At 42.1% G+C, this 23,400-nt stretch carries 18 protein-coding genes; 16 read left to right on the forward strand and 2 right to left on the reverse strand.

All coding sequences use genetic code 11. The features are described 5' to 3' along the window. The 9 genes from E1963_RS18010 to E1963_RS18050 form a co-directional block, all read left to right on the forward strand. A partial coding sequence (locus E1963_RS18010; protein WP_279230719.1) for a glycoside hydrolase family 25 protein occupies positions 1-1,763 on the forward strand: 1,763 nt, incomplete at its 5' end. Between the two features lie 220 nt (positions 1,764-1,983). After that, entirely contained in the window at positions 1,984-3,930 is a 1,947-nt protein-coding gene (locus E1963_RS18015) for a polysaccharide biosynthesis protein (RefSeq protein ID WP_167482254.1), read from the forward strand. Between the two features lie 70 nt (positions 3,931-4,000). After that, on the forward strand, positions 4,001-5,266 hold the full coding sequence (locus tag E1963_RS18020; protein WP_132281081.1) for a glycosyltransferase: 1,266 nt from the start codon (positions 4,001-4,003) through the stop codon (positions 5,264-5,266). A gap of 17 nt (positions 5,267-5,283) precedes the next feature. Next, positions 5,284-6,441 carry an aminotransferase class I/II-fold pyridoxal phosphate-dependent enzyme gene (locus E1963_RS18025; protein ID WP_132281146.1) on the forward strand — a complete coding sequence of 386 codons (1,158 nt, stop codon included), beginning with the start codon at positions 5,284-5,286 and terminating at the stop codon, positions 6,439-6,441. Positions 6,442-6,468: 27 nt separating this feature from the next. Further along, positions 6,469-7,152: a sugar transferase gene (locus E1963_RS18030; protein ID WP_132281084.1), complete on the forward strand. Its 684-nt coding sequence runs from the start codon at positions 6,469-6,471 to the stop codon at positions 7,150-7,152. A gap of 44 nt (positions 7,153-7,196) precedes the next feature. Further along, entirely contained in the window at positions 7,197-8,393 is a 1,197-nt protein-coding gene (locus tag E1963_RS18035; RefSeq protein ID WP_132281149.1) for a DegT/DnrJ/EryC1/StrS family aminotransferase, read from the forward strand. Between the two features lie 132 nt (positions 8,394-8,525). Further along, positions 8,526-9,746 carry a glycosyltransferase family 4 protein gene (locus tag E1963_RS18040; protein WP_132281087.1) on the forward strand — a complete coding sequence of 407 codons (1,221 nt, stop codon included), beginning with the start codon at positions 8,526-8,528 and terminating at the stop codon, positions 9,744-9,746. 6 nt (positions 9,747-9,752) lie between these two features. Further along, positions 9,753-10,616: a LicD family protein gene (locus E1963_RS18045; RefSeq protein WP_132281090.1), complete on the forward strand. Its 864-nt coding sequence runs from the start codon at positions 9,753-9,755 to the stop codon at positions 10,614-10,616. A 69-nt stretch (positions 10,617-10,685) separates the two neighbouring features. Next, a complete protein-coding gene (locus E1963_RS18050; RefSeq protein WP_132281093.1) occupies positions 10,686-12,077 on the forward strand; it encodes an LCP family protein in 1,392 nt (463 codons plus the stop codon). A gap of 53 nt (positions 12,078-12,130) precedes the next feature. Here the strand turns inward: E1963_RS18050 and E1963_RS18055 are convergent, their stop codons facing one another. Both E1963_RS18055 and E1963_RS18060 read right to left on the reverse strand, forming a co-directional pair. Continuing rightward, positions 12,131-13,276, reverse strand: a complete 1,146-nt coding sequence (locus E1963_RS18055; RefSeq protein ID WP_132281096.1) for a hypothetical protein — start codon at positions 13,274-13,276, stop codon at positions 12,131-12,133. 14 nt (positions 13,277-13,290) lie between these two features. After that, the gene (locus tag E1963_RS18060; protein WP_315974364.1) at positions 13,291-14,448 is read right to left on the reverse strand and encodes an MBOAT family O-acyltransferase; all 1,158 of its coding nucleotides are present in this window, start codon (positions 14,446-14,448) and stop codon (positions 13,291-13,293) included. Between the two features lie 515 nt (positions 14,449-14,963). On the opposite strand from E1963_RS18060, the gene glmS reads away from it, so the two are divergent. The 7 genes from glmS (at position 14,964) to glf (ending at position 23,378) form a co-directional block, all read left to right on the forward strand. Beyond that, positions 14,964-16,790 carry a glutamine--fructose-6-phosphate transaminase (isomerizing) gene (gene glmS, locus E1963_RS18065; protein WP_132281099.1) on the forward strand — a complete coding sequence of 609 codons (1,827 nt, stop codon included), beginning with the start codon at positions 14,964-14,966 and terminating at the stop codon, positions 16,788-16,790. Positions 16,791-16,948: 158 nt separating this feature from the next. Further along, on the forward strand, positions 16,949-17,665 hold the full coding sequence (locus tag E1963_RS18070) for an IspD/TarI family cytidylyltransferase (protein WP_132281102.1): 717 nt from the start codon (positions 16,949-16,951) through the stop codon (positions 17,663-17,665). Continuing rightward, the gene (locus E1963_RS18075; protein ID WP_132281104.1) at positions 17,658-18,671 is read left to right on the forward strand and encodes an alcohol dehydrogenase catalytic domain-containing protein; all 1,014 of its coding nucleotides are present in this window, start codon (positions 17,658-17,660) and stop codon (positions 18,669-18,671) included. The genes E1963_RS18070 and E1963_RS18075 overlap by 8 nt, the downstream gene beginning before the upstream one ends. Before the next feature lie 15 nt (positions 18,672-18,686). After that, positions 18,687-19,667, forward strand: coding sequence for a glycosyltransferase family 2 protein (locus E1963_RS18080; protein ID WP_132281107.1), 981 nt, complete (start codon positions 18,687-18,689; stop codon positions 19,665-19,667). A gap of 9 nt (positions 19,668-19,676) precedes the next feature. After that, positions 19,677-20,753 (forward strand): glycosyltransferase, encoded by a 1,077-nt coding sequence (locus E1963_RS18085; protein WP_132281110.1) that lies wholly within the window; start codon positions 19,677-19,679, stop codon positions 20,751-20,753. A 2-nt stretch (positions 20,754-20,755) separates the two neighbouring features. Continuing rightward, positions 20,756-22,276 (forward strand): lipopolysaccharide biosynthesis protein, encoded by a 1,521-nt coding sequence (locus E1963_RS18090; protein ID WP_132281113.1) that lies wholly within the window; start codon positions 20,756-20,758, stop codon positions 22,274-22,276. Between the two features lie 7 nt (positions 22,277-22,283). After that, a complete protein-coding gene (gene glf, locus E1963_RS18095; RefSeq protein ID WP_132281116.1) occupies positions 22,284-23,378 on the forward strand; it encodes a UDP-galactopyranose mutase in 1,095 nt (364 codons plus the stop codon). Positions 23,379-23,400 lie beyond the last annotated feature (22 nt).

The following is a 23,400-nucleotide window of genomic DNA, read 5'->3' on the forward strand; positions in this document are numbered from 1 at the left end:
TGACCTCAGGGATCCGAGACGTGACGGTAAAGGAGGAAGCGCTGAAGCTGTCCGTGAGCAGCGACAGGAGCAATGCGGATTCCGGAGAGAAGGTGACGCTGACGGCAAAGGGAAGCGGCGGCTCAGGGGGCTATGAGTACCGTTTTACGGAGACGTACAACGGAACGGTAACGACGGTGCGAGCATACAGTTCGACGCCGACGTATACATTCACGGCATCCGGGAACGGGCTGCACCGATTCACGGTAGCGGTGAAGGACAGAAGCGGCAATGTAGCTTCATACAATTGTGATGTTACCGTAAAGGAGACACCGATATCATTAACGGTTACAAGCAATAAAAGCACTACTGAGACAGAAGGAACGGATATAGTATTGACCGCTATAGGAAGTGGTGGAAGCGGTAATTATGAATACCGGTTTACGGAAACCTTCGGGGATGATGTCACTACAGTACAGGCATATTGCAATAAGACGGAATATAAATTTAAAGCGGCCAAAGCCGGTGTACATAGATATACAGTTGCAGTGAGGGACAGTGCAGGAAATACAACTTCTATTATATATACGTTGACAGTGACACCAAAGCCGCTTTCGATATCTGTTACCAGCAGCAACTCTGCAAGTGAGGTATTAGGTACAGAGATAACTTTGGCAGCCAAAGCAGATGATGGCAATGAGCCATATGAATACCGCTTTACAGATACATACGCAGGTATTTCGACGACGGTACAGCCATATAGTACTAAATCTACATATACTGCTGTACTTCAGGGAGTAGGCGAGCATAAATATACAGTTGCTGTAAGAGATGCGGATGGAAGGATAGGCTCTACTGTATATTCGGTGACAGTAAGGCCGGAGGCGGGATATGAAATTTCTGTCTCAATGAAAAGCAGCCAGCCACAGAGGGTCAAGACTGGTACGGGCGTGACTTTAACTGCAACGGCAACGGGCGGATACGGGGAGACGCAGTATCGATTTACTGAGACATATCAGGGAGCTGCCATTACCAGGCAGTCATACAGCGCCAAAAACACGTATACATTTACAGCTACAGGAATAGGAGAGCATACCTATACGATAGCTGTAAAAGATAAAGAAGGCCAGACAACATCCGTAGCATATACGATGATGGTGTATGACGATACGTTAAGAGGCATTGATGTATCAGCATATCAGGGAAATATCGACTGGAAGAGCGTGAAAAACAGTGGAATCAATTTTGCGATGCTGCGGGTGCTGTCAGGAACAATGTCAAACCTGACAGTAGATTCAAAATTCAATGCTAACATTTCAGGTGCTTCTAAAAATGGCGTCGCAGTAGGTGCATACAGGTACGGCTATGCTATGACAGTAGCTGAAGCGCAGCGTGAAGCGAAAGAGACGATAAATGCTATAAAAGCCAGCGGATATAATATCACTTATCCAATAGCGTATGATGTGGAAGATGCCAATACTCAAGGAAAGCTGAGCAAATCACAGCTTACGGCCATAATAAAAGCTTATAAGGGAGTTATTGAAAATAATGGCTATAAGTTTATGATCTATGCAAATACAGATTGGCTTAGAAATAAAATTGACATGAGCAGTTTTGCAGATGTTGACGTTTGGGTAGCAAGCTGGTTTTTAGATGGAACACCGAATCACAATCATGGATATAACGGACCGGGAACGGTTACGATATGGCAGTATTATAGTCAGGGAAGAGTCCCTGGCATCAGCGGCGATGTCGATATGAACATAGGCTATAAATCATATTAATAGAATTCGGCAGTATCATTAAGAGATGCTGCCGTATTTTATTTGCTGATAGCTGAATTACTTTATATAAAGTGAAAATACTAAAGCTAATGTTAATGTACAGCATATTTCAAGCGTTAGCATCACTAAGTAATATATAAACATTGTAATTTGTACCAAAATTTGATATCATAAATAAGTGTAAAAAATTTGTAACATTTTGAAATAAAGAGGTCATATTATGAAAAATATCATAAATTTAAAAAGTTCTAAAACGAGGATGTTCTTACTTTGTTTAGTTGATATCGGCACCATACTGCTAAATTCATATCTTTCTCTTTTGATTCGCTATGAAGGCCACCATGAGTGGATATTGCCGGAGTATCTTGACAGTATCAAAAAATACGCTCTGATTAATGTTGTCATCACTATAATTGTCTTTTTACTATTAAATCTATATAAAAGTATCTGGACATATGCAGGCGTACATGAAGTTGCATCCATCATAGCAGCATGTATTTTATCTACAGCTTTCCAGGCCTTGGGATTTTTAATTTTTAATTTGATTGTACCGAGAAGCTATTACATCATCTATTTCTTTTTACTGACTATGACGACAACGGTCACCAGATTCTCGTATAGACTGTTGAGGACGTTGCAAAGCAAGGTTAAGCGTTCAGGGGACAGGCTAATAAATACTATGGTCATTGGCGCAGGAGAAGCAGGAAGCGTCATTATCCACGAGTTGAAAACGAGCCGCCACCTTAACCGTAATGTAGTCTGTATTATCGATGATAACCCTTCAAAAAGAGGAAAGTATCTGCAAGGAATCAGAATTGCGGGAGGGCGGGACGATATTATCGCCGCGGTTAAGAGATACAGTATTGAAGAGATAATTCTGGCCATACCTTCAGCAGGTCCTAAGACTACGAAAGAGATATTACGTATCTGCAACGAGACGAACTGTAAGCTGAAAGTGCTGCCAGGAATGTATCAGCTCATTAACGAAGAGGTGAGTGTCTCCAAGCTGAGAGAAGTATCGATTGAGGACTTGCTTGGGAGGGACAGTATTAACATTGACTTGGACAGTGTGGCAGGATACGTTAATAACAAAACAGTATTGATAACAGGCGGTGGTGGATCTATTGGCAGCGAATTGTGCCGTCAGATTGCCAATTATTGCCCTAAATGTCTGATTATTTTTGATATTTATGAAAATAATGCTTACGATATACAGCAGGAATTGAAAAAGAAGTATCCACATCTGCGCCTTGAAGTGCTGATTGGCTCTGTCCGTAATACAAAAAGGATAGAATGGGTGATGGAACGTTATAGGCCAGATGTGGTATATCATGCGGCGGCACATAAACATGTACCGCTGATGGAGGACAGTCCAAACGAGGCTATAAAAAATAATGTGTTCGGTACCTATAAAACTGCAAGGGCTGCGGACAAATTTGGTGTAAAAAGATTTGTCCTTATTTCAACGGACAAAGCGGTGAATCCCACCAATATCATGGGAGCTTCTAAACGTTTGTGCGAGATGGTCATTCAGACATTTAACAAATATTCGGCAACCGAATACGTTGCAGTCCGTTTTGGCAACGTCCTGGGCAGTAACGGCAGTGTAATTCCTTTATTTAAAAAGCAGATGGAAGAGGGCGGACCTGTAACGGTTACCCATCCAGACATTATCAGGTATTTTATGACGATACCAGAAGCTGTGTCTCTGGTTCTCCAGGCAGGAGCCTATGCAAAGGGCGGAGAAATATTTGTTTTGGACATGGGAGAACCTGTAAAGATAGCAGATTTAGCAAAAAACTTGATTCGTTTGTCCGGATATACTTTAGGCGCGGATATGGAAATCGAGTATACAGGGCTCAGACCAGGAGAGAAGCTATATGAGGAACTGCTCATAGCTGACGAAGGCCTGCAGAAAACGCAAAATGATTTGATATATATTGGTGAACCGCTAGAATTTGATGAAGTTCATTTCCTAAGCGAATTAAAAAAATTGGAAGAGGCAGCCATCAATGAGGATATAGAGGTTAAAAATATAGTTGCAGGTATAGTGACAACTTACCATATAAAACCAGAAGACAAAGCCCGGGATGAGAAAAACTACAGAGTACTCAACAGCCTTGGAGCCATCAGTCACGAAGGTGCTGTAGTAGAGGAGCGGAAATGAACCGGGTCAGCTAAAATACCGATATCTGACCAGAAACTGGTATAAAAATCTAAAAAGAAAGAGGAATATAATGAGTGTAAACGGTCGGCCGGTTTTAATTCATGAGGTACATGATTTATGGCCAAAAACATTAACTGATATTGGCGGGATGAAAAAAAGCAGCCCTTTTGTATGGCTTATGCAGCGAGGAGAAAATGAGTCGTACAAATCTGCTGACTATGTCGCAAGCACATTGGAATTTGCCGAGCCCCATATGGAAAGGCATGGATTAAAGCGTGGGAAATTTGTGTATATTCCTAACGGCATTTCTAAAGCAGACTGGGAATCTACCGAATGTATTCCAGACAATCATAAAAAGGTTTTAGACAGCATTAAGGAAAAAAACAAATTTATTGTCGGCTATTTTGGCGGATTTGCGATATCGAATGCTTTGGACAGATTATTAGACGCAGCCGAGCTTATTAAAAATGAAGACATTGTCTTTGTCCTGGTCGGCAAGGGGGCGGAAAAAAAACGCCTGTACGGACGAGTAAAAGAAGAAGGCATTCAAAATGTAATTTTTTTAGAGCCTATACCGAAAAAAAGCATACCGGACTTACTAAAGTATTTTGACTGCGTATATATGGGAATAGAAAAAGAGTTAGAAATATATAAGTATGGTATCAGCTTTACTAAAATGTATGATGCCATGATGGGAAGCTGCCCGATTATTATCAGCATGTCAGATGTGGCCACGCCTGTAGAGACTTTTCAGTGTGGCATAAAAACATCTGTGGATAAGTATAAGCTGAAGGATTGTATTGAAAACATGTATGCCATGCCTGAGGAAGACAGAGCCTTATTGGGCAGGAATGGGCAAGCGGCAGTCCTGGGTAATTATGAGTATAGCAGGCTGGCTGAAAAATATGAAGCGTTATTTCCCAAGAAAAAGGCAACAATATTACTAATAAATCATTATGCAGGAAGCAGCAGCATGGGAATGGATTTCAGACCTTACTATTTAGCCAAAGAATGGATTCGTAAAGGTCATAAAGTAAAAATTATAGCAGCAGATTATTCACATCTGCGGAGGGAAAATCCATGCGTTGCCAAGGATTTTCAAAGGCAGCAGATAGATGGAGTTGAATATTACTGGATAAAAACAAGAAAATATGAAGGAAACGGAGTTAAGAGAGCATTGACAATGTTTCAATTTATCAGCAAACTATGTATTGGGGCAAAAAGAATAGCACAGGTTATGAATCCAGATGTCGTTATAACAGCTTCTACATATCCTCTGGATATATATGCGGCTAAATTGATCAAGAAGCATGTTTTTAAGAAGAGAAAGGATTAAAAATGAGTAAGAGCAGGATGGAAAAATTCGAAAACAGGGTCTTTATGTCCAGTCCAACTATGCATGGAGATGAACAAAAATATATAAAGGAAGCATTTGACACTAATTGGATTGCACCACTGGGAACAAATGTAGACGCTTTTGAGAAGGATATGGCAGAATTTATAGGGTGTGATGGTGCAACCGCCTTATCATCTGGAACCGCTGCAATACATCTGGCGGTAAAACTTGCGGGTATTGAAGCAGATGATACGGTGTTTTGCTCAGACCTCACTTTTGCCGCGACTGTAAATCCTATATCTTATGAAGGAGGAAATGCTGTTTTCATTGATGCAGAAAGAGATACCTGGAATATGGATCCCGCAGCATTAAGAAAAGCGTTTCAAAAATATGATGATAATGTACATGAAGATGGTAAATTGTACAAGAAGCCTAAAGCGGTGATTGTGGCAAATCTCTATGGTACTCCGGCCAAGCTGGAGGAAATCAGGGATATCTGTAATGAATATGACACGGTGCTGATAGAGGATGCGGCAGAGTCATTAGGGGCCACATATAAAGGAATGCAGACAGGACGCTTTGGAGTGTATAATGCGATAAGCTTCAACGGAAACAAGATTATAACGACATCGGGCGGAGGCATGCTGCTGTCAGATGATACAGAAGCATTAAAAAAAGCTAAGTTCTGGGCAACCCAGGCCCGGGAAGACCTGCCTTATTATTACCACAAAGAAATAGGATATAACTATAGGATGAGCAATATCATCGCAGGGATAGGAAGAGGTCAGCTCCTTCATTTAGATCAGCATTGCAAGAAAAAAAGAGAAATATATGATAATTATAAAGAAGGCTTTAGAGATCTGCCTTTATCAATGAATCCTTTTGAGACATGCAGCATGCCTAATTTTTGGCTAAGCTGTATCCTTCTGGACAGAGGTTGTAAGACGACACCCGATGAAATCAGGAGAAAGCTGGAAAGCTATAATGTAGAGTCGAGATTGATATGGAGGCCGATGCATATGCAGCCAGTTTATGAAAGTAATGATTTTATTGCATCAGGTGATGAATATGTAGGTAAAGACATTTTTGAACGTGGATTATGTCTTCCGAGTGATCTTAAGATGACTGAAGATATACAAAATTCAGTAATAGAAATTATAAAAACAATGTTTTAATCAAAAAAAAGGATAATTATTTGAAATATGAATTTATATGCTCACATTATAAAAAGGGTACAAGATTTTGCTATAGCGCTGGCAGTAAGTATATTTTTAAGTCCTGTATTAATTATAGTATCGCTGTTGGTAAAAATAAAACTAGGAAGTCCGGTAATTTTTAAGCAGAAACGTCCCGGATTAAATAATAAAATATTTACGTTATATAAATTTAGGACGATGACCGATAAAAAAGATAAAAATGGAGAATTGCTGCCGGATAAAGACAGGATGACCAGTTTTGGCGAGTGGCTGAGGGGAACAAGCCTCGATGAGCTTCCTGAACTGTTTAATATACTGAATGGAAGCCTGGCTATTGTCGGTCCACGACCTCAACTAGTAAAAGATCTGGTCTTCATGGACAAGGAACAAAGGAAAAGGCATAGGGTCAGACCAGGTCTGACTGGTCTTGCGCAGGTAAATGGCAGAAATAATATTAATTGGGACGAAAAATTCAAATTTGATTTGAAATATATAAGAAATATATCTTTCTATAATGATTGGAAGATTATGTTTCAGACCGTGCAAAAGGTTTTCTGTAAAGAAGGAATCAATACGGAGGGTTTGGCTACGTCGGAGGATTTGGGAGATTATCTGCTGCGGCTTGGCAGAATAACGGAAGAAGAATATAGAGCGGGGTTAGAAAAAAGTAAATTGCTGATAAACAGTTAAAAAAGTATCGGAATCGGAGGAAAGAAATGAAAAGAAATCAGGAAATGCAGATTCCCTTTTTAGTGCCAGATATTGCAGAAGCTGAAATAGACGAGGTGGTTGATACATTAAAAAGCGGTTGGCTTACCACGGGCCCGAAAACGAAAAAGTTGGAAAGACAGCTGGCAGATTTTTGCAATACGAATAGACTGATCTGTCTGAATTCATCCACCGCATGTACAGAAATGGCATTGCGTATATTGGGTATCGGCCCTGGAGATGAAGTTATAACTACTGCGTACACTTATACAGCATCAGCCAGCGTTATCTGCCATGTAGGTGCAACGCCGGTATTGGTTGATACCGCTAAAGATTCATTTGAAATGGATTACGATCAGATGGAGAAAGCCATAACGGAAAAAACGAAGGCCATTATACCCGTAGATCTGGGTGGGGTAATGTGTGACTATAACCGTATATTTAGCATAGTAACAGGAAAGAAGCATTTATATTCGTCTGCTAATAAGTTTCAGTCTGCTATAGGACGTATTGCTGTGGTAGCGGATGCGGCACATGCTTTGGGAGCCACCCGAAAGGGGAAGAAATGTGGAGAAGTCGCAGACTTTACAAGCTTTTCCTTCCATGCAGTAAAAAATTTCACTACATCAGAAGGAGGAGGCCTGACATGGAAGGCAATTCAAGGGATAGATGATGAAGAAATTTATAAACGTCTGAACCTGCTGTCACTTCATGGACAGTCTAAAGATGCACTGGAAAAAACAAAACTGGGTGAATGGGAATATGATGTAGTTGGTACCTACTATAAATGTAATATGACAGATGTCTTGGCAGCTTTGGGCATAGCTCAGCTAAAGCGGTATCCAGGTATGCTTGAAAGGCGAAAAGATATTATAATGACTTATGATAATGCATTTAAAGAATTTCCAGTGCAAGTTTTAAAACATTACGGGAAAGACTTTTCTTCAAGTGGACATTTATATTGTGTACGAGTATCGGGAAAAAACAGAAACGAATGTAACGTTATTATGAATAAAATGGCAGAACGCGGTATAGCTACAAACGTACACTATAAACCATTACCTATGCTGACGGCATATAAAAATCTCGGTTTTAATATTGAAGAGTTCCCCAATGCGTTTGAAATATTTTCTAACGAAATCACCTTACCGCTGTATTCAAAGCTGACAGATGAGGATGTAAGGTATATCGTAGAAAACTTAAAGGCGTGTATCAGCAGTTGACAGCATGTTTCTCAAAAAAGATGTGAAACGTGTGCATTCTGGTCAGATTGACAAATGCCAGGGTAACATGTATACTAATAGCGATAAATTTGGACATTCTTGCCAGATATCTTGGATTGTAAAGGAAATGTTATGAATAGAATAGCCGTTATAACTATGGGAGTAAAGTTGGACAACGAGAACGGGTATACAAGATTCCGTTTTCTGCCGGAGTTCTTAGTCGAAAAAGGATACGAGGTGGATCTTATCACCTCGTCATTTCAGCACTGGGCAAAAGAGCACCGCAATATAAAAGATATCAATAAAAACAGATATCCGTTTAGGCTTAGATTCATAGAGGAGCCAGGTTATAAAAAGAATATAGATCTTAGAAGAATACACAGCCACGGTGTTGCTGCAAAAAACCTTAAAAAAATGCTGGAACAAGATGGGGATTATGATTTGATCTACTGTGAGATACCTCCAAACGACGTAGCGTTATCCGCGGCAGAATATGCACATGAACATGGCATCCCTTTCGTCGTTGACGTAAACGATTTATGGCCGGAAGCTATGCAGATGGTTATTGATATACCGGTAATAAGCAGATTATTATTTTATCCATTGTTGAGAGATGCGGAAAAAGTTTATAAGCTTTGTTCCGGTGTAATAGGGACTTCAGACGAATATGCGGGCAGGCCATTCAAGAGAAATCCGAGAGATATACCCAAAGAAACAGTTTATGTAGGAAACGAAATCAATGCATTTGATGACGGTGCGGAAGCTAATATGCAGGATGTTAATAAAGGATCTGATGAATTTTGGGTAACTTATGCGGGGACAATAGGGACAAGCTATGATATAAGAACGATGGTACAGGCGGCTGATGAGCTGAAAAAGAAAGGCTACTCAGATATATATTTTAAAATATTAGGCGGAGGCCCGCTTAAAGATGAACTTGAGACCTATGCAAAGTCGCTGGAAGGTAATGTGGAATTTGCAGGATATGTACCATATGAAAAGATGGCCGCTTATTTGAAAAAGTCTGATATACTGGTCAATTCTTTTGTCAAGAAGGCACCTCAGAGCATTGTGAATAAGATTGGAGATTATCTTGCGGCGGGAAAGCCGATGATTAATACTTGCAGCAGCATCGAGTTTAAGGATAAAGTTATAAGTGACGGGTTCGGCATTAATATTGAGGCAGAGGACAAGCAAGTTCTGGCTGATGCGATTTTGAAACTCTATAATAATCAAGAAAAACGAGAAGTGATGGGAAGAAGGGCCAGGGAGATTGCAGAAGAACAGTTTGACAGGCCTCATTCTTACAATAAAATAGTAAAATTAATTAGTGAGTTAATGAAAAAGGATTAGTTTATAATGGAGTACAGCAAAGAAGAGATTCGCAAAATACAAAAAAAAAGTCTGGAGATGGCGCTTTACTTTAAGAAGATATGTGAAGAAAACAACCTTTTGTTTTATTTTTGCGGAGGGTGCTGTATCGGCACAGTGCGTCATAAAGGTTTTATTCCATGGGATGATGACGTTGATGTATTTATGCCAAGAAGGGACTATGAAATATTAAAAAGAATATGGAAAATAAAGGCCGACACATCGAGATATACATTAGAGAATTCAGATGAATTTCATATAGATTATAATTTGTTTTTAAATATAAGAGACAATTCAACTACGTTTATCAGACCTTATCAACAAGAATTAGATATAAATCATGGTTTGATACTTGACGTACTTCCTTTAGATGGATGTCCGTCAAATAAATTCAAACGAAAATTACAGATGCTGTGGGCCATGATATATTCACTTTACCGTTCACAAATGGTACCCGCAAATCACGGCAGATTTATGGAAGCCGCAGGAAAAACAGCCCTTGCTCTGATACCTTCTAAAAAAATGCGGTATAAAATATGGCGTTTTGCTGAGAAAAAAATGACGAAGTATGACATAAAAGACTGCAGATATGTGACAGAGTTATGTGCAGGTCCCCATTATATGAAGAACCAGTATCCGAAAGAAGCGTTTGACGCAGCAGTATATAAAGAGTTCGAAGGTCATATGATGCCGATACCGCAAGGATATGATGAGTATCTTAGAATTGCATTTGGTGATTATATGAAGTTGCCACCCAAAGAAAAGCAGGTTGCGCATCATGACGTGATAAAATGTGATTTGGAGACAGGTTATACACAATATAAAGGCAAGCTGTATTGTGTTAACAGATAATCCTTTTCAAGATGTTTTACTGTAGTAATTCTATATTATATGTAGAAAATAGAACAAAAGAGGTGTTATATGGCAAGAAGAAGGAGAAGGGGCAGAAGAACCAGGAAGTCTGGCAATTGGTTTACAAGGCTGAGCACTGCAAAAAAGGCAGGGGTCTGTCTGGGAGGAGTTTTTATGGCCCTAGCGGCATCCGGCGTAATATATGTAGCTGCCAAGCTGGGTAAGATAGATACTCAGGATATTCCTCAGGAAGATATCGTAATCAATGCGGAGGCGGAAGAAGCCGGCGAAGGCTTCACGAATGTTGCATTATTCGGAGTCGATTCCAGAGAGGGTGACCTGGCAGAAGGAACTCGTACAGATTGTATAATTGTGGGCAGTTTAAATAACAAGACGAAAGAGATAAAGATGGTTTCAGTCTACAGGGATACTTTGCTGGATATAAAAGACGGAGAGCTGCAGAAATGTAATGCTGCATATAGCTTCGGAGGACCTGAGCAGGCTATAAACATGCTGAATAAGAATCTGGATCTGGATATCCAAAAGTATGTGACTGTGGATTTCAGCGTAGTGGCGGAAGCAATCGATTTGCTCGGCGGTATTGATATCGATGTCAAGGAAGAGGAAATACAGTATCTGAACGAGTTTGTGTATGAGACAGGACAGGTCGCGGGAAAAGAAGCGTACTTTGTCCACGAACCTGGTGTACAGACGCTTGATGGCGTACAGGCCACAACATACGCACGTATCCGTTCGACTGCAGGCGGCGACTTTACTAGAACGGAAAGACAGCGAATCGTAATTGAAAAGATGGTTGAGAAGATAAAGAAGAGTGACCTGGGTACGGTTAATGAGATTATTGATAAAGTATTGCCAAGCATATCTACTAATTTTACTTCTGCTGAAATATTAAGTTATGCAAAGGACTTTGCTAAGTATACGCTTGGAGAGAGCTCCGGATTCCCAATCGATAAGACTACGGATACGTTATCCGGTCTCGGAAGTATTGTCATCCCGGTGACGCTAGCGGATAATGTTGAGAAACTCCATGAATTTTTATACGGCACCACGGATTACACCGTATCATCTACGGTTCAGAATATCAGCGGCAGTATAGTAAGCAGGATAGGACAGCGTGAGGCGACTGACGACGAGACGCTGAACAGCCAGACGTATAATACTGCGCCTGAGGATGCTGCGCAGGAAAAGGGAAATAATTATGGCGGAGGCGCAAATAATAATACGCCGCCAGCCAATTCAGGCGGACAGGGAACGGTAAATGATGGAAATGGTACGCCAGGGGGAAGTTCAGGCGGCTCCGGGAATGGAAATGGCGGTGGTAGCGGCGATGGAAATTCAGGGAATTCAGGAAATACGGAACAGCCGGATCCAGGAGGGGATTCAGGCGGTACGGCACCTTCGACACCTGATACTCCGTCAGAAGGCGGTACAACAGAATAAATGAATAATAAGCCAAACTGGTGCTAACTGGTGCTGGAGCAGATGTTCCAGCATCAGTTTTCTATATTAATTAAATCATCATACATGACTATCACTATATCTGGTTTATAATCATTAATATAAGTTAGATAATTATCGTTATAGCGTCCATCCTGTGGATCCAGATAGCGGACTTCAGAAAATGACAGCGATAGATACTGTGTCATGGGCCTTCCATAAGAATGAGAGATGAAAAGCAGTTTTTTATCATTACCAATACAGTGGTTTGTTATAATATTTTCTACATATCCTCCTTGTAATAAGGCATTATATTTGTTGTGATATGTTTCATCCGTAAGTATAGATTTATCAATAAAAGCCTGAAAGAAGTCACCACTTTGTTCCTTTGTTATTGCTCCATCTACCAAATGCTGATAAGTAAAGTCAGTCTTATAATTAGGGACAAGTATGTTAAAATCATCTGCCCCACCATAGTATTTCCCAACCCGTATACCATTAGAGCCAAGAAAAGATGAGGGATAAGTCAGCGTGCTGTAATTTGATAAACTATATTTGTCATGTTCCCAACCTATATCTATTTTACTCTGTATAAATTCGAGTGTTTTGACAGTAGCCGAGAAAGAGGATTCTACAGTCCAATGGTGGTCGGTTTTATAATACTGGCAGCATTCTTTAAAATTTCTTAAGTCAATGGCTGATATATTTCTACGTTCCAGTTCAACCAACAGACTGGTGAAATTAGTATCCATATATGAATCGTCATATCCTTTAAGTTCTTGTATACCTTCTGTATTTTTAAATGGAGCCTGAACGAAAAAGAAGGCACCGCCATTATTTTCTGTGGCATAGGCAAGCGTTTGATAAATATCAGCTGTCTGATTGACTTCTTTAGAAGAAGAGCGTTCCATAGTCTCTGTCTTGTAGAGCTGCCCGGCATCGTCTTTTACTACATCAAAATTCTTAACCTCTCTTTTTCCTAATATTTTCTGAATTGCTCCGTATATATTAATGGTACTATCATAATTTGTAAATATACTGGAATAGTTTTCTTCAAAAGCCTTAAATCTTGTGGTTTCTTGAGAAACCAATTCTTTATCGATTATAGAAGCTATAGATGGCAAAGATATAACCATACCAAAGAGTACGCCGCAAATAAATAAAATGGCCACAATAATATTTCGTATCCTGATTGCTTTCATATCATCCTCCTTGCCTAAAAATTAAAGTAGATAAAGGGGTTATAAGTTGAATTTAATACATAAATTAGTGAAATAAAAAATAGTACAACAACACATACACCCTTGAGAGCTTCTATCATATTACCAGTTGAAAGATTATTAACCTGCTTTATACTGTTTAGCGGAAATGATAAAAGGAATGCAGGTATGAAAAATACAATATATTCTTTAATTAATATAAAAGTTTTAAAATTTACGGCTGATAAGCTGCCACCAAACATTGCCTGTAAGTAGCTGACAGCATGTGTGACGCTATCGGCCCGGAAAAAAACCCAACCTACAATCACGAACAGAATAGTCCAGAGCCAGCCGACTAAAAAATGATTTTTAAAAAAACTGCCCACTGGAGTAAATTTTTCTAGAACCAAAAGGAAGAAATACATAAGCCCCCATATAATGAAAGTAATGTTAGCACCATGCCAAAGTCCGGTCAAACTCCATACTATAAAAAGATTAAATATAGTTCTGAGTCGTCCTTTACGGCTTCCCCCTAATGGTATATATACATAATCCCTGAACCAGCTGCTTAAAGACATATGCCATCTTCTCCAAAATTCTGTGATGCTCGAGGAGCAGTAAGGGTAATTAAAGTTTTCGAGATAATGAAATCCAAACATTTTACCCAGGCCTATGGCCATGTCAGAATAACCCGAAAAATCGTAAAAGATTTGAAAAGTATATGAAACAGCACCCAACCATGCCATACCAGCAGTTAATGAATTGCCAGGCAGACCAAAGGCTGAATCAGCAATATACCCCATTGTGTTAGATAACAGAACTTTTTTACTAAAACCAATCATAAAACGGTAAACCCCAGAAGAAAAATCATGGATGTTCTCTTTTCGGTTTTTTATTTCGTCAGCTACCGTTTCATATCTAACAATAGGTCCGGCTATAAGTTGAGGAAATAAGGTTATATATAACCCTACATTTAACGGATTCAACTGTACTTTTCCGTTTCCCCTATACACATCTATTACATAAGAAATGGCCTGAAATGTAAAAAATGAAATGCCAATAGGTAGAATTATATTAGGAATATTAAAATCAAATAAATCTAATCGATTTAAAATGTTTAGAGTAAACACCAGATATTTAAAGTAAAATAATAATCCCAGGTTTCCTGCTATCATAAAGAATAAAGCCATGTATACCAGGGGGGGGGGTATTTTTCAGGCGGTCAACAATAATTGCGGACAACCAATTGAAAATAATAGAAAGGATTAATAGTATAACAAACTCTGGCTCTCCCCACGCATAAAATATAATACTTACTGCTAATAATACTATGTTTTGAGTTTTTCTGTGACCTTTAAGCAAATAGTACATTGCTAATGTTATTGGTAAAAATAAAAAAATGAAAACAGGAGATGTGAATAACATAATATTTATCCTTTGCATTTATTTTGTTCTTTGTCAATTTAAATATTATATAATTGTTATTGGTTTAATGCAATACTTATATTACCAACTACGAAAAGGCATCAGACGAATTTGATGGCTGCTCTCACGGTAGACCAGATTTTGATTTGCCGAATATAAGGTTTACAAATTGTTAAGAATTTGTTACAATACTACCTGATAGTGCGAAAAAAATGGCGTTTTGTACAAAATTAGAAGCAGATTATGTAAAAACGGAGGTACAAATATGTGTGGAATAGTAGGATATATCGGCAATCAGCAGGCAGCCCCGATTCTTTTGGACGGCCTTTCCAAGCTGGAATACAGGGGCTATGACTCTGCCGGTATCGCAGTTTACAACGGTGAAAAGATTGACATGATAAAGTCCAAAGGGAGACTCAAGGTTTTAAGTGAACTGACACACGACGGAGAGACGCTGCCCGGGACATTGGGCATCGGACACACAAGATGGGCCACGCATGGTTCGCCTTCTGATATCAATGCACATCCTCATTTTAACAAGGATGAGAGTATCGTAGTCGTACATAACGGAATCATAGAGAATTACCTGAAGCTGAAGAAAAAGTTGGAGAAACACGGTTATGAGTTCGTGTCCGAGACGGACACGGAGGTCATCGCGCATCTGTTAGACTATTATTACAACGGGAACCCTCTTCAGGCGGTAACGAAGATCATGCACCGTATGGAAGGGTCTTACGCGCTGGGAATCGTGTTCCAGGACCATCCGGATGAGCTGTATGCAGTCAGGAAGGACAGCCCGCTCATCGTAGGACATACAAAGGGCGGTAATATCATCGCATCCGATGTACCGGCTGTGCTGAAGTATACGAGAGACGTGTTCTTCATCGAGAATGAAGAGATTGTCCGCATGACGGACTCTACGATGGAGTTCTTCAATGTAGATGAAGAGCCGATTGAGAAAGAGTCCGTACGCATTGAATGGGACGTAAATGCAGCCGAAAAAGGCGGTTATGAACATTTTATGCTGAAGGAGATGTATGAGCAGCCAAAAGCGATTACAGATACATTTTCCCCAAGAATCAAGGATGGCAAAATCGTTATCGATGAACTGAACATGACAGATGAGGAGATAAAAGCAATCAACAAGATCATGATTGTCGCCTGTGGCTCTGCCTACCATGCGGGCGTTACGAGCAAATATGTGTTTGAAGGGCTGTCGCGTATCCCGGTAGAAGTAGATGTGGCTTCTGAATTCCGGTACCGCAATCCGATTCTGGAAGAAGGAACGCTCGTCGTCGTCATAAGCCAGTCCGGAGAGACGGCGGATACGCTTGCAGCCTTGAGAGAATCTAAGGCAAGGGGAGCTAAAGTGCTCGGCATTGTCAATGTGGTCGGTAGTTCGATAGCCAGAGAGGCTGACAATGTCATGTATACATGGGCCGGACCGGAGATAGCCGTAGCGACGACCAAGGCTTACTCAGCGCAGCTCATATCTTTGTATCTTCTGGCCATGAAATTCGCTTATGTAAAAGGCGAGATAGACGACACGGTTCTGTCCGATATGCTGGAGGATTTGAAAAGCCTGCCGGCACAGGTGGAGATGCTGCTCAACAATAAGCAGAAGATACAGCGCTTTGCAAACCGTTATCTGGCAGCCAGAGATATATTCTTCATCGGACGCGGCATAGATTATGCGATATCGATGGAAGGCTCTCTTAAGCTGAAGGAGATCTCCTATATCCATTCAGAGGCATATGCCGCGGGTGAGCTCAAGCATGGAACGATATCGCTTGTGGAAGAGGGAACGCTCGTGGCTTCTGTCCTGACCCAGAAAGAACTGTATAAGAAAATGATAAGCAATATGGTCGAAGTGAGGACGAGGGGCGCGTTTGTAATGGCCGTGACGATGGAGGGGAACACGGAAGTAGAACGGGCGGCAGATTATGTAATCTATATTCCGGAGACGAACAAATACTTCACCAACTCTCTGGCAATCATACCGCTTCAGCTCTTTGGCTATTATGTATCTGTCGGACGGGGCTGTGATGTCGACAAGCCACGTAACCTAGCGAAGTCGGTTACGGTAGAATAAAGTCAGTTTAAGGCATGGGATACCCATGCCTTTTGTATATTCATGAAGAATTAATGGAATATTAAGCTGTTCCGGTTGAGGTCACTGGTGAAATTTGTTATAATATGTTACGCGAGTGTTAAAAATAGATTAAGAAATGATTATTATGGAGGATAGATATGGTATTTGGAGGGATTCTGGCCGGTGGTATCGGTTCGAGGATGAATATGGCAGATATGCCGAAACAGTTTTTAAATCTCGGTGACAAGCCTATGGTAATCCATACGTTGGAAAAGTTTTTGCTATGCCCAAAGATTGAACAGATATATATAGGAGTACATCCGAATTGGGTGGTACACATGGAGGATCTGGTAGATAAATACATCCATATCCGGAAAGAATGTGTCCATATCGTATCTGGCGGGGGCGACCGCAATGCTACCATTATGAATATCGTGGATGCTGTTGAGCGGGATTACGGTGAGAGCGAAGAGCACTATATCATCACGCATGATTCTGTCCGTCCGTTTGTCACATCGCGGATAATCAACGATAATATAGATGCGGTACTGAGCCATAATATATGTGATACCGTGATTGCGGCCACGGATACTATCGTCGTGTCAGAGGATGGAAATATGATTGCAGATATCCCTGTCAGGAGCAAGATGTACCAGGGACAGACGCCGCAGAGCTTTCAGGTGAATCTTCTGAAAAGACTATATGAGGCATTGGGGGAAGAGGAGAAAGCAGTTCTGACAGATGCATGTAAGATTGCGGTTGTGCAGAATGAACCGGTATATCTCGTCAAGGGAGAGCCTTCTAACCTGAAGATTACGACAGTGAGTGATTATAAAGTGGCGCAGGCTATGGTCGGAGGAAAAGTCGTTGATTAATTATGTATATCAGTTAGTAGCGCCGGGGACATTTTCCGTCAAGTACGAAGAGGCACAGTTTGGGGACCAGGTCATCATCAAGCCGCGGTATATGTCGATCTGCCATGCAGACCAGAGATATTATACAGGGCAGCGTGAGCGCAGTATCCTTGACAGGAAGCTTCCGATGGCGCTCATTCACGAGTGCTGCGGCGAAGTGCTGTTCGACCCGGCAGGAAAGCTTAAATCAGGAGAAGAAGTTGTGCTTATCCCGAACGTGCCGGGAGAACACAGCGATATCATATTGGAGAATTATGCAAAAGGTTCAGGCTTCCTGTCCAGCGGAAGGGACGGATTCCTGAGAGAATTTATCAGCCTGCCAAAAGACAGGCTCGTCCGTCATGATGGCATACCACAGAAGCTGGCTTCAATTACAGAGTTTGTAAGCGTTGCCGCACACAGTATCCGGAGATTTGACAGCATTTCCCATGGAATCCGGAACAGGATAGGAGTCTGGGGAGACGGCAGCCTGTCGTTTATAGTGGCAAATCTGCTGAAACAAGCGTATCCGGGCAGTGAGGTTATTGTCATAGGCAAGAATCCGGGAAAATTGTCTTACTTTACGTTTGCGGACGGGACGGTGCTGAGAGAGGAATTGCCTGCGTCGTTTGAGATAGACCACGCATTTGAATGCTGTGGCGGAGATGGGAGCTACTATGCGATAGAAGATATTATCAAACACATCAACCCACAGGGTACGGTGATGCTGATGGGAGTCAGTGAGAACCGCGTGGCGGTGAACACAAGAGACGTACTGGAGAAGGGTCTTGCAGTGATTGGCAGCAGCAGGTCGGGCAGGGCAGACTTTGAGCAGGCTGTGAGCTGGATGAAGAATGAGCGTTTTCAGAGGCGTCTGGATATGATAATATTTGAAGATGAGAAAGTCAGCTCTGTGGAAGATATTCACAGAGTATTCAGAATGGACAGAAATACACCGTTTAAGACCGTATTTGAATGGGGATTATAAGGAGACAGTTAGCTTATGGCAGTAGTTAGTATTATTGTTCCGGTCTATAATGTGGAAAAATATCTGAACAAATGCGTGGATTCGATATTGGGACAGACGTTTGAAGAGTTCGAGCTTATACTCGTTAACGATGGTTCGACTGATGGCAGCCCGTCTATCTGCAGGGACTACGCCGGCAAGGATGAACGGGTGCGTTATCTGACCCAGGAAAATATGGGGCCTGGAAGGGCCAGGAATGTAGGCATTGAAGCGGCGGCGGGAAAGTATATCTTGTTTGTCGACAGTGATGACTATATCGCCGTAGATATGGTGGAAATACTCTATAGAAACATTACGGCAAGTGATGCTGACATGGCAACGTGCGGATTATATAACGTATACCAGAACAGATGTATTCCTCAGTATGAAGGTACCGAACAGTTTGTATGCGGCACTGCCGAGGCATTCGGGCTGCTCCTGATTGGAGAGAAAATACCGGGAAGCTCATGCAATAAGCTGATTAAAGCAGAGATTCTTAAGGACATAGGGTATCCGGAAGGTATCGTATACGAGGATGTCGGATTTCATACCGAACTGATGCAGACGGTACGGAGCGTTCACGTGGATACGACCCCCCTGTATTACTATGTGCACCGTGAAAACAGCATTACTACCAGGAAGTTTGACTCGGATGCGATGATGTTCATCTACGCCTATGAAGATACGCTTCGTGTCGTAGAGCAAAAATATCCGGCAATACTGCCGGAGGCCAGATTCAAGCTTATCTGGGCATATTTTGCGATACTGGACCGGATGCTTCAGGAAGACCGGTACTGGAAGATACGGGAGTACAGGCAGGTGAGACAATACCTGAAGAGAAATACGATTCGTATAATGAGGAATCCATATTTCCATAAGGCCAGAAAAATAGGGGCAATTGCCCTTCTGCTGAATGTCCGGCTGTACCGCACATTGACGAGGATTAATGAAAAAAGGAGCAAAGGGCTGTTCTCATAGGTGATAAGAATGAAGAAGATTTGTTTTGTGGATTTTGATATGTCAGTAACCGGTGGGGTGGAACAGGTAACAGCTTCCTTAGCCAATGAGCTGAGCGGCGTATATGAAACCTTTGTATATGCTATTAATAAAGGCGGAGAGTCCGCTTATGAACTATATAGAAGAGTGGTGTTCATAGAAGGGCTGACGGGTGAAAAGCGTCTACGTGGGATGATCCAGGGAACGTTCCGGCCTTTTATCCATTTTGTAAAAGAGAATAAGATTGATGTTGTCATATTGATGGGCAATTATCCGGCCCTGGTCGCTTCTTTTACCCGCTTTTTTACAAAGGCGAGATATATCTACTGCGACCACGGCGGGCTGATGAACCAGTGGAAACAGAAAGATATAACGGCCATCCGTTTCTGGGATGCGCTGACGTCCCATAAAGTCATCGTCCTGACAGAAAAGACGAGGGGAGATTATATATCCAGATTCCATCTGAAGCCTGGAAAAGTAAGATGTATCTATAACTGGATCGAGGATAAAGTAGTCCATGCAAGAAAGGGATATAATACTGAGTCGAAGAAGATATTGTCCGTCGGCCGGTTCGGAAAAGAAAAAGGGTATGATATGCTCGTCGAAGTGGCGAAGGCCGTGCTGCCTGCCCACCCGGACTGGCAGTGGCACGTGTTTGGCACCGGGGAGACATTTGAGGAGACGGCAGCCAAAGTATCGGAGTACGCTCTGGGAGATCAGCTCATCCTGAAAGGAAATGTCAAAGATGCCTACAGGCTCTATTCAGATTATGCATTTCTCGTCCTTCCTTCTTACCGTGAAGGGCTTCCACTCGTACTGCTGGAGGCTTCCGCTGTCGGGCTTCCGATGATAAGCTTTGACATTGAGACTGGTCCAGATGAGATTATCGAGGACGGACGGAATGGATATCTGATTCCGCCGTATGATTTGGGAGAAATGGAAGAAAAAATCAGGGAGCTTATGACGGACAGCGGCAAACGCAGAATGTTAGCGGAATATGACGGCATGAAGGACAAGTTCAGTAAAGAAAAAATCCTGAAAGAATGGATAGATGTGATTGAGGAGTAGTGATGAGAAGCAGACAAGCGATGAAGAACATGATTGCCAACATATTTCTGCAGGCGATCGTGTTTCTGTCAGGTATAGTTCTACCACGTTTTTTTCTGGAAGCATATGGTTCCAGCATAAATGGCATGGTGACATCGGTCAACCAGTTCCTCATGTATCTTGGCCTCGCAGAGGCCGGTGTCGGGACGGCATCTGTCGTCGCACTGTACGGACCGCTGGCAGAGGAGAATCAGAATGAGATAAATAGTATCCTGTCAGCGACGAGAAGGTTCTATAACAGGTCAGGCTATCTGTTCGGAGCCCTTGTCGCGGGTTTCGTGTTCATATATCCGTATCTAATCACCCAGCAGCTGAGCGCCTCTCTCGTGAGGACGATGATATTGATTCTGGCGAGCAGTACGCTGGTCGATTATTTTTGTCTTGGCAAATACAAGGTGCTGCTTACAGCGAACCAAAAAGGATATGTGATTGCTTATATACAGGCGCTCGGCACGACATTGAACATGGCAGTCACTATCTTGCTTATCTATAACCATGCCAATGTGCTTTTGGTAAAGGGAATCGCGACACTTGTTTATATACTGCGGTTCTTTCTGGTAAAAGCATATGTCAGGCGATGGTATGAAGAGGTGGATTTTCAGGCTGAGCCGAAGAGGGACGGCCTGAAGCAGCGGGGGGCAGCGCTTCTGCACCAGATTGTAGGAGTTATCGTGAACAATACGGACGTGGTGCTGCTGACGGTATGCCTCGGGAGCCGGTCGCTCGTGGAAGTGAGCGTATATGGAATCTATAATATGGTCATATATGCCATGAACCTGCTGCTTACTTCATTTTCAAATGGATTGACGGCGGGATTTGGAGAAGTGATATCCAAAGGGGAAAAGGAAGTGCTGAAAGACAGCTTTTCCAATTATGAATATATGTATATGATCATACTCATGTGCGTGTGTACCTGTATGGGCGTGCTGCTTCTGCCGTTTGTTTCCGTCTATACGCTGCATGTTACGGATGCCAACTATATACGGCCGGTCTCCGCTATGTTATTTACCCTCATCATATTTCTGCAGAATGTCAGGATACCGGGACTCACAATCATATGTGCCGCAGGACATTTCAAAGAGACGAGAGGCCAGGCTGTCTTAGAGGCTGTCATCAATATCGTGGTGTCCCTTTCGCTCGTGTGGAAGTTCGGGATGAACGGCGTGCTGTTCGGCACCGTATGTTCTTATGCATACCGTTCTGTAGAGATTGTATTGTACAACAGAAAGTATCTCGTAGAAGGGACAGGGATCATCTCGTTGAAGAGGATCGTGCGCAACGTGCTGGCAGTCGTTGCCATCGTGTGTCTGCTGATGAACGTCGTGCCGCAGCAGATGACTTCGTTTTTGACCTGGGGCGTCTATGCAGTCATCACAGGAGGCGTTTCTTTGGCAGTGCTGCTCGTGCTGAACTATGTATGTGAGCCGGCTGAATTTAAAAAAGTAGTACAGAGAATGAAAAGTATAGGAAGACAGAGAGGATAGTGACGATATGTATGATTATTTAATAGTAGGTTCCGGTTTATTCGGCTCAATATTCGCATTTGAGGCCAGAAAAAAAGGATATAGCTGCCTGGTTGTTGAAAAGAGAGGCCATGTAGGCGGCAACATCTATACAAAAGAGGTGGAAGGAATCCAGGTACACGAATACGGGGCGCATATCTTCCATACGGGCAATAAAGAAGTGTGGGAGTATATCCGGCAGTTTGCCGAATTCAACAGGTATACGAACAGCCCGATTGCATATTATAAAGGTGAGATATATAACATGCCGTTTAATATGAATACATTTAACAAAATGTGGGGTGTCGTCACGCCGGAACAGGCACGGAAGAAGATAGCAGAGCAGATTGAGAAGTATGGAGTGGACGAACCGAAGAATCTGGAGGAACAGGCAATCAGCCTTGTCGGAAAAGATATATACGAGAAGCTGGTGAAGGGGTATACAGAGAAGCAGTGGGGCCGCAGGGCAACAGAACTTCCGCCTGAGATAATCAGAAGGCTTCCGGTACGGATGACTTACGACAACAATTACTTCAATGACTGCTACCAGGGCATTCCGATCGGAGGATATACGCAGATGATAGAGAGGATGCTGGATGGGATCGAGGTACGGCTGGATACGGATTATCTGGAAGAGAAAGAGGAGCTGGACAACATATGCCACAAGATTGTGTATACAGGCCCTATCGATGCCTATTACGATTATAAATATGGAGAGCTCGAGTATCGTTCTGTCCGGTTCGAGACAGAAGTGCTCGATGAAGAGAACCATCAGGGAAACGCGGTAGTGAATTACACCGAATATGAGGTCCCTTATACGAGAATCATCGAGCATAAGCATTTTGAGTTTGGCACGCAGCCGAAGACGGTCGTATCAAAGGAATATTCAGCTCCATGGAAACGGGGAGATGAGCCATACTACCCGGTCAATAACGAGCGCAACAATCTGCTGTATGAGAAGTATGCGTCGGATGCAGCACGGGAAGAGAAGGTCATCTTTGGCGGCAGGCTTGGAAAATATAAATATTATGATATGCACCATATCGTTGCCGAAGCGCTTGCCTGTGCCAGAGAAAATCTGTAAAATATATTGGACAGCGGTAGTC

The sequence above is a fragment of the Extibacter muris genome, assembly GCF_004345005.1.
GTDB classification, from domain to species: domain Bacteria; phylum Bacillota; class Clostridia; order Lachnospirales; family Lachnospiraceae; genus Extibacter; species Extibacter muris.